The 8,309-nt window shown below is 62.7% G+C and carries 8 protein-coding genes; 5 read left to right on the top strand and 3 right to left on the bottom strand.

The window, feature by feature from the left end; all coding sequences use genetic code 11:
• Positions 1 to 743 (top strand): carbohydrate ABC transporter permease (locus B4E36_RS03470; protein ID WP_345899980.1); only part of this gene is annotated, 743 nt, incomplete at its 5' end.
• Positions 744 to 819: 76 nt separating this feature from the next.
• On the opposite strand, the gene B4E36_RS03475 is transcribed toward B4E36_RS03470, so the two are convergent.
• Both B4E36_RS03475 and B4E36_RS03480 read right to left on the bottom strand, forming a co-directional pair.
• Positions 820 to 1,989, bottom strand: coding sequence for an ABC transporter ATP-binding protein (locus tag B4E36_RS03475; RefSeq protein WP_345899981.1), 1,170 nt, complete (start codon positions 1,987 to 1,989; stop codon positions 820 to 822).
• Between the two features lie 50 nt (positions 1,990 to 2,039).
• The gene (locus tag B4E36_RS03480; RefSeq protein ID WP_292056776.1) at positions 2,040 to 2,819 is read right to left on the bottom strand and encodes an SDR family NAD(P)-dependent oxidoreductase; all 780 of its coding nucleotides are present in this window, start codon (positions 2,817 to 2,819) and stop codon (positions 2,040 to 2,042) included.
• Positions 2,820 to 2,996: 177 nt separating this feature from the next.
• On the opposite strand from B4E36_RS03480, the gene B4E36_RS03485 reads away from it, so the two are divergent.
• The 4 genes from B4E36_RS03485 to B4E36_RS03500 all read left to right on the top strand — a co-directional run bounded on the left by B4E36_RS03485 (position 2,997) and on the right by B4E36_RS03500 (position 7,577).
• Positions 2,997 to 3,848 carry a DeoR/GlpR family DNA-binding transcription regulator gene (locus B4E36_RS03485; RefSeq protein ID WP_345899982.1) on the top strand — a complete coding sequence of 284 codons (852 nt, stop codon included), beginning with the start codon at positions 2,997 to 2,999 and terminating at the stop codon, positions 3,846 to 3,848.
• A gap of 54 nt (positions 3,849 to 3,902) precedes the next feature.
• Complete coding sequence (locus tag B4E36_RS03490; protein ID WP_292056772.1) at positions 3,903 to 4,703, top strand: BtpA/SgcQ family protein; 801 nt, start codon at positions 3,903 to 3,905, stop codon at positions 4,701 to 4,703.
• An 18-nt stretch (positions 4,704 to 4,721) separates the two neighbouring features.
• The gene (locus B4E36_RS03495) at positions 4,722 to 6,215 is read left to right on the top strand and encodes an FGGY-family carbohydrate kinase (protein ID WP_292056770.1); all 1,494 of its coding nucleotides are present in this window, start codon (positions 4,722 to 4,724) and stop codon (positions 6,213 to 6,215) included.
• A gap of 324 nt (positions 6,216 to 6,539) precedes the next feature.
• A complete protein-coding gene (locus B4E36_RS03500) occupies positions 6,540 to 7,577 on the top strand; it encodes a zinc-dependent alcohol dehydrogenase family protein (protein ID WP_345899983.1) in 1,038 nt (345 codons plus the stop codon).
• 74 nt (positions 7,578 to 7,651) lie between these two features.
• Here the strand turns inward: B4E36_RS03500 and B4E36_RS03505 are convergent.
• Positions 7,652 to 8,309, bottom strand: a 658-nt coding sequence (locus B4E36_RS03505; RefSeq protein ID WP_345899984.1) for a M24 family metallopeptidase, incomplete at its 5' end; no start/stop codon positions are given.

The raw sequence follows: 8,309 nt of genomic DNA on the forward strand, positions 1-8,309 counted from the left end.
TCCTGTGGCTGGCGACCACCGCCTACAAGCCCTCGAGCGCGATCTTCTCCATCCCGCCGACATTCGCCTTCTCGCCCACGCTCGACCAGTTCCGCACGATCTTTCGGCTGTTCGATGTCTGGAGCCTGCTGCGCTCCAGCGTGCTGATCGCCACGGGCTCGGTCATCCTGTCGCTGGCGCTTGGCGTTCCGGCGGGCTATGCGCTGGCGCGTTCGAAAAGCCGCTATGCCATGGGCATTGCCTATTTCCTGATGGCGATCCGGATGATCCCGTCGGTGGCGGCCCTCATCCCGTTTTACCTGATGATGCGCGATATCGGGCTTCTGGGAAGCTGGATGTCCGTCGTGCTGATCAACTCGATGCTGAATTCGGCCTTCGTCACCTGGCTGATGTTTTCCTATTTCCGCGGGCTTCCGCCGGAACTCGAGGAAGCCGCGCTGACGGATGGCTGCACCCAGTTCGGCGCCTTCTTCAAGGTGGCGCTGCCCGCCGTGATGGCCGGCATCATCGCCTGCGTCCTATTTTGCCTGATGTTTTCCTGGAACGATTTCCTCTACCCGATGTTCCTGACGCGGCTGGAATCAAAACCGCTCTCCGTGGCGCTGCTGTCGGCCTACGGCACCAAGGATATCACCTGGGGCACGCTCGGCGCGCTGGCGCACTTCTCCACTATTCCGATCGTGATCGTGATCCTGTTCCTGAACCGCTATTTCGTGCAGGGGCTGACCAAGGGGATTCACTGACGGGCGCGACTGAAGGGCTGGCCGTTTTCCAAGACGAAAGGTCCGGCGCTGTTCTCACGCCGGCCTTGTGACCCGCTCAATCCCGGATCGCTTTTTCCGTCTGCGCATTGAAGACATGGATATTTCCGGCATTCACGGCGAGCGTGATGGTCTCGCCGGCCCGGATTTGCATCTGGCCATCGAGAACGGCGCGCAGGCGCGGCGCGGACAGCGCGCCGTCACCCTCGCCATCATGGCCGATTTCGCGCAGGCTGTCATCGGCGGAACCGATGTCGATATGGGCCAGAAGCGTTGCCCCCAGATCCTCGACGAAGACAACTTCGCCGGTGACGGTATTGGCAGCGCTTTCGGCATGCGCGACCGGCGTGAACATCTCCGGACGGATGCCCAGGATCACGCGGTCGCCGATCGAGCGGTTGAGGCCCGGTCGACGGACGCGATCGCCCGCCCCGAAGACAAAGCCAAACGGCCCGAGGCGGGCTTCGATCCCGTCCTCGACCGCGACAAGATCGGCCGCCATGAAATTCATCGACGGCGCGCCGATAAAGCCTGCAACGAACAGGTTGGCGGGCGTGTCGTAAAGCGCGCGCGGCGTATCGAGCTGCTGAAGAACGCCATGACGCATGACGGCGACGCGATCTCCCATGGTCATCGCCTCCACCTGGTCATGGGTGACATAGACGGTGGTGACGCCCGTGAGCTTCTGCAGCCGCGCGATCTCGGTGCGCATCTGCCCGCGCAGGCGGGCATCGAGGTTGGAGAGCGGCTCGTCCATCAGGAAGGCCTTGGGATCGCGCACCAGCGCCCGGCCCATGGCGACCCGCTGCCGCTGACCGCCCGAAAGCTGACCGGGCTTACGCTTCAGATGCTCGGAAAGCTCCAGAAGTTCGGCCGTCTCGCGCACCTTCTTCGCCAGCACCTGCTTGTCTGCGCCGCGCACCCTGAGACCGAAGCCGATATTCTCCTCGACATCCAGATGCGGATAAAGCGCATAGGACTGAAACACCATGGCGATGTCGCGATCCCGCGGCGCCAGGTTGTTGGCGATGACGCCGTCAATGATCAGCCGCCCGTCGGTAATGTCCTCAAGGCCCGCAATCATCCTGAGCGCGGTCGACTTGCCGCAACCGGACGGCCCGACAAGCACCAGAAACTCGCCGTCCCTGATATGGAGATCGAGATTGGCAATTGCAGCATACCCATCCGGATAGCGCTTGCCGATACCGTCGAAAATAATGTCTGCCATTGGTTTACCCGGTTATCCCCGTCGGTTCAGTGCCTGCCGAAGGGCGGGCTTCAGGTCATGTAGACACCGCCGGTCACGTTCACGCCCTGCCCGGTCATGAAGCGTGCGGAGTTGCTGGCGAGGAAGATCGCCACATCAGCTACGTCCTCGGGTGTTTCGATCCGGCCAAGCGGGGTCTGCGAGACGTAGTCCGCGATCACCTCTTTCGGCGTCATGCCCCGCAGGCTGGCTTCCCACTCGACCTCGCGCTCCTGCATCGAGGTTCTGACGAAGCCCGGGCAGATCGCGTTGACGCGGATGCCGTCGCCGGCAAGCTCGCGCGCGAGCGCCTGCGTCCAGCCGAGCACGGCGAACTTGCTCGCCGAATAATGCGCAAGCAGCGGCGCGCCGACCTTGGCGGCGAGCGACGCGGTATTGACGATCACGCCCTTGCCATTGGCCTTGAAGCGGCGGCCGGCGATCTGGTTGGTGAGGAAGATGCCGCGCGTGTTGACGTCGAAATTGAAGTCCCACTCCTCGTCCGTCAGTTCCAGCGCATGCTGCATGGACGATACGCCGGCATTGGCAAACAGCATGTCGAAGCCGCCGAGTTTTTCTTCCGCCTCGGCGAATGCCGCTTCCACGGAGGCCCGCTTGCGCACATCGATCGCTATGGCAACGGACCCGTTTTCGGCGGCGGTCTTCGCCGCCGTTTCGGGATTGATATCGCACAGGGCTACATCAACCTTCTGGCGTCTGAGCGCCTCGACGATGGCGCGCCCGATACCGGTGGCGCCGCCCGTAACCACGGCCTTGCGGCCCTCAAGTTCCGGAAAGACCGGGTGTGTCATTTTTCGTTCCCCTTTTTGGTGAGTTCGATCATATATCAACAAAAACATACACAACAAGAGAAAATAATGTTTGAATTTGTTCGAACCTGCTGGTAGTCATGAGGTTCAGTCTAGATCGGCTTGCGTCAGAATACGCTGCGCCTGTTCGAAGCCTCAATCGTGCCGAAAGGATCCGTCTTGCAGGGTGGCCAGGGAGAAAAGACCGGAGAAAAGACCAAGGTTCTGGCCCAGGTGCGCCACGCGCGCATCCTTGGCGTTCTGGCCGAATTCGGGGCGCTCTCGGTCTCCGATGTCGCAGGGCAACTCGGCGTTTCCGAGATGACGGTCCGACGCGACCTTGCCGAACTGGAAAAGGAGGGCAAGCTTGCCCGCACCCATGGAGGCGCGGTGCGCTCCGAACAGAGCGCGGAACCTGTCGCCGCCCCGGCAACCCTTCCCGGCGAACCGTCATTCCAGCTCAGAACCGTCAAGAACGCGCTGGCCAAGCAGGCCATCGCCATTGAGGCCGAGACACTTTCCGCCGGGGCGCGCACCATCGCGCTCGACGTCGGCACCACAGCCTTGCTGCTGGCCAGAAGGCTGCAGGACCGTCAACACACCAAGATCTTCACCAGCTCTGTCCGCAACGCCTTTTTCCTCGGCGAGGGTCTGGCCGAGGTCTATCTGCCGGGCGGGCGCATGCGCGGGGACGAAATGTCGATTTCCGGCCCTGCGGCAATCGCCGATTTCAGCGCGCTCTGGTTCGACATCGCCTTCATCGGTATTTCCGGCCTCACCCCCCAGGGGATATACGACTACTCCTTCGACGACGCCGAGATGAAGCGCGTGTTCCTGAGCCGCTCGACGCGGAAAGTCGTTTTGTGCGACGCCTCCAAGTTTTCCTGCATATCGCTGGTCCATGTCGCCGATCTTGAACAGTTCGATGTGCTGATCACCGATGCCGAGCCGCCGCCCGAACTCGCAAAAGCACTCGCGGCCGCCGAGGTCGAAATCCGCATCGCCGGCCGCGCGCGCAAAATGGCATCCTGACCGCAAGCCTACGGCCCCTGCCCGCCAGCCTGCTTTCTCAAATGGAGTACTTCAATGATTTTCGAGTTCTTCGGCGCCAAGAAGAAGGCAGTCATCGCCATGGCCCATATCGGTGCGCTGCCCGGTTCTCCGCAATATGACAAGGATGGCGGCCTCGACAAGCTGATCGCGGATGTCCTCGCCGATATCGAGAAACTGCAGGCCGGCGGCGTCGACGCGATCATGTTCGGCAATGAGAATGACCGCCCCTATGTGCGCAAGGCCCCCGTCGAGGGCATTGCTGCGATGACAGCCGTGGTGCAGGCGTTGAAACCGGAACTCAAGGTGCCCTTCGGCGTCAACTACCTCTGGGACCCGGAAGCGAGCATAGCGATCGGCGCGGTGACCGGCGCAAGCTTCGTGCGCGAGATCTTCACCGGCGTTTTTGCCTCCGACATGGGCGTCTGGGCGCCCGACTGCGCCACGCCGGCGCGGCTGCGCGCCAATCTCGGCGCAAGGGACATGAAACTGCTGTTCAACATCAACGCCGAATTCGCCCATCCGCTCGACCAGCGGCCGATCGCGCTACGCGCCAAGAGCGCTGTCTTTTCGTCGATGGCCGATGCCATTCTGGTCTCCGGCCCGATCACCGGCCAGCCCGCCGACCAGTCGGACCTGAAAACCGTATGTGAGACGATCGAAGACGTGCCGGTTTTTGCCAATACCGGCGTCAATATCGACAATGTGACCGACGTCATGTCGGTTGCCGACGGCTGCATCATCGGCACGCATTTCAAGGTCGATGGCGACACCTGGAACCCGGTCGACCAGGACCGCGTCAGCCGCTTCATGGACAAGGTCGCGACGCTGCGCTGACCGCGCCCGGAGGCTTGCATGGCTTATGTGATCGGTCTCGATATCGGAACGACGTCCACGATCGGCATTCTGATCGCGCTGCCGGACCGGGTCGTGGGGATCGTCTCGCGGCCGGTCACGCTCACCTCGCCGCATCATGGCTGGGCGGAGGAAAATCCGGCAGAGTGGTGGGACAACGTCCAGGCGATCACCCGCGAACTGCTGGCGCTGGAAGGCACCGACCCGGCCGCTATCGGTGCTGTCGGCGTCACCGGCATGTTGCCGGCCGTGGTGCTCCTGGATGAAGCCGGAACCGTGCTGCGACCGAGCATTCAGCAAAGCGATGGACGCTCCGGGCGCGAGGTCGAGGCCATGCGCAGGGAGCGCGACGAGGCCGCCTTTATCGCCAAGGCCGGCAATGGCATCAACCAGCAGCTTGTGACCGCCAAGCTGCGCTGGATCGAAAACCACGAGCCGGGTGTCTTTGCCCGCATCGCCACGGTGTTCGGTTCGTATGATTTCATCAACTTCAAGCTCACCGGCAAACGCGCCGTGGAGAAGAACTGGGCGCTGGAGGCGGGTTTTGTCGACGTCGCGCGCGGCGAACTCGATGACGACCTGATCGGCTGGGCGCATCTGCCGCCAAACGCCATTCCGCCGAAAATCGCCTCGCATGAAGTGCTCGGCACCGTCAGCGAGGAAGCCGCCGCCCTTACCGGCCTTCGCGCGGGAACGCCGGTTGTCGGCGGTGCTGCCGATATGGTGGCTTCAGCCTTCGGCGCTGGCGTTCAGGAAGCCGGCGATGTTCTTCTGAAATTCGGCGGTGCTGTCGATATCCTGACGGCAACCGACAAGGTGCGCCCCGATCCCCGCCTTTTTCTCGACTACCACCTGATCCCCGGCCTATACATGCCGAACGGCTGCATGTCGACCGGCGGCTCGGCGCTGAACTGGTTCATCGCCACCTTTGCGGGCAAGGAACAGCAGGCCGCCGAAGCCGAAGGCATATCAACCTATCGCTATCTCGACCGGATGGCGGAGAACCGTCCTGCGGGTGCGGAGGGCGTTGTGATCCTGCCCTATCTTCTGGGCGAGAAAACGCCGATCCACGACCCCGATGCGCGCGGACTGATCTCCGGCCTCACCCTGTCTCACGATATCGGCCATCTGTGGCGGGCGCTCCTGGAATCCTATGCCTATGCGCTCAGACATCACGTCGATGTGCTCAACGACATGGGCCTTGAAACCACGCGTTTCCTGGTCTCCGACGGCGGGGCGCAAAGCGCTATCTGGATGCAGATCGTCGCCGATGTGCTGCAGCAGCCCGTGCAATGCCTGACCGGGCATCCAGGCTCCTGCCTCGGCGTTGCCTGGACCGCGGCCATGGGCGCCGGGCTCGTCGATGATTGGGCGGGCGTTACGGCCTTTGTCGGACACGGCGTCACGATCAGGCCCGATGTGTCGAACCGGGCGATCTATGATGACGGATATGCCCGCTTTCGCGCGCTCTACCGGCCACATGCCGCCCCCTGAGGCAGGCCGCACCCCCCGCTCCGGAAGAGGCTCTTGCGGCAAAAGGCAATCAGGTCCAGCATGCCCAGCCGAACTTGCGGCGGTTTGGAAGGGCTTGGTGGCCCTCGATGATCCCGCATTTCTCGATCTGTTTCAGGCAACGCCAGCACGCGTTTCGCTGACGTCGAGCCGTTTGTATAGCGTCGCATTGGTCACGCACCGTCCTCTTGCAGCATGGCAGGAATCGGGGCATTGACGGCTTCAAAGTTGACACGAATGACACACTGATTTCTCAGCGGGAGGCTATGATCTCCTCAATCCAAATCCATAACGAAAAGCCCTGCCATGAAAGCCGTCCTGTTCGAGAAATTCCGGGAAAAACCCAAGCTGGTCACGGTAGAGGACCCGACCCCCGACCCACATGGCGTCGTCCTGCGGGTCGCGGCGACGGGCGTCTGCCGCAGCGACTGGCATGGGTGGATGGGACACGACGGCGACATCACCCTGCCCCATGTTCCGGGTCATGAATTGGCTGGCGTCATCGAGGCGGTGGGCAAGGACGTGACCAGATGGAGGGTCGGCGACAAGGTCACCGTGCCGTTCATTTGTGGCTGCGGCAGTTGTTCCGAGTGCAACGCCGGACATCAGCAGGTATGCCTACACCAGGAACAGCCGGGCTTCACCCACTGGGGGTCTTTCGCCGAATACGTTGCCATTCACCAGGCCGACCTTAACCTCGTGGCGTTACCTGAGAGCATGGAGTTCGCCACGGCGGCAAGCCTCGGATGTCGGTTCGCGACGTCCTTCCGGGCGGTCATCGACCAGGGCAAGGTCAGCGCGGGCCAATGGGTGGCCGTTCATGGCTGCGGCGGCGTTGGCCTGTCCGCGGTCATGATCGCCGCGGCAGCGGGCGCCAATGTCATCGGCGTGGATCTCAGTCCGGCGAAGCTGGATCTGGCTCGCGCACTCGGCGCGGTCGCCGTGATCGACGGCCGGGAGGCCGACGTGCCTGAGGCTATCAGGGACATTACCCGCGGTGGTGCGCATGTCTCGCTCGACGCGCTCGGTCACCCCACGACCATGAACAATTCGATCCTCTGCCTGCGGCCGCGGGGGAAGCACATCCAGGTGGGCTTGATGCTCGGCGAGCACGCTGCTCCCGCCGTTCCCATGTCCAGGATTGTCGGACAGGAGATCGAGTTGCTCGGTTCGCACGGAATGCAGGCGCACCGATACGGAGCGATGTTGGATATGATCACGAGCGGAAAGCTCGATCCGGCGCGTCTGGTGGGCGATCGGATCGCCCTCGCGGATGCACCCGCGGCGCTGATGGCCATGGACAGGTTCCAGTCCATCGGTGCCACGGTCATTACCCGTTTCTGAGCCACGCAGAAATCACATGCATCGGCAATTGCAATATGGCCGCTGCGATCGCGAAAGGGCTGGTCGCCATGTCATCAGCCCTTCACGAACAATTTGCGCGGCACGTTGGCGAGGCACTCCGGCCCGCCTTCCTTGATGACGATGCTCTCGGTGATTTCGAAGCCCCAGTCTTCCATCCACAGGCCGGTCATGAAGTGGAAGGTCATGTTTTCCTCAAGCACCGACTTGTCGCCCGGGCGCAGCGACATGGTGCGTTCGCCCCAGTCCGGCGGATAGGAGAGACCGATCGGGTAGCCGGTGCGATTGTCCTTGGTGATGCCGTATTTCTTCAAGACGCCGTAAAAGGCGTTGGCGACATCCTCGCAGAGATTGCCGGCGCGCGCCATTTCGAGCCCGGCTTCCATGCCTTCGAGTACGGCTTTTTCCGCGTTGAGGAAGGTCTCTGTCGGCTTGCCGAGGAAGACCGTGCGCGACAGCGGGCAGTGATAGCGGCGATACACGCCGGCGATCTCGAAGAAGGTGCCTTCGCCCAGTCGCAGAGGTTCGTCGCTCCAGGTCAGATGCGGCGCGGATGCGTCGATACCGGACGGCAGGAGCGGCACGATGGCCGGATAGTCGCCGCCGAACCCGAGATCATCGTCGAACCTGAGCGAGGCGTCGTAGATATCGGCCACCAGATCGCATTTGCGAATCCCGGGCTCGACCTTCTCGAAGATCCGCTGGTGCATGCGC

It is taken from the genome of Martelella sp. UBA3392 (genome assembly GCF_002358775.1).
Classification (GTDB): domain Bacteria; phylum Pseudomonadota; class Alphaproteobacteria; order Rhizobiales; family Rhizobiaceae; genus Martelella; species Martelella mediterranea.

Excerpts from the sequence above, each read along its gene's own strand:
- B4E36_RS03495 (WP_292056770.1), top strand. The coding sequence starts at position 4,722 with ATGGCTTATGTGATCGGTCTCGATATCGGAACGACGTCCACGATCGGC.
- B4E36_RS03480 (WP_292056776.1), bottom strand. The coding sequence starts at position 2,819 with ATGACACACCCGGTCTTTCCGGAACTTGAGGGCCGCAAGGCCGTGGTT.
- B4E36_RS03500 (WP_345899983.1), top strand. The coding sequence starts at position 6,540 with ATGAAAGCCGTCCTGTTCGAGAAATTCCGGGAAAAACCCAAGCTGGTC.
- B4E36_RS03475 (WP_345899981.1), bottom strand. The coding sequence starts at position 1,989 with ATGGCAGACATTATTTTCGACGGTATCGGCAAGCGCTATCCGGATGGG.
- B4E36_RS03490 (WP_292056772.1), top strand. The coding sequence starts at position 3,903 with ATGATTTTCGAGTTCTTCGGCGCCAAGAAGAAGGCAGTCATCGCCATG.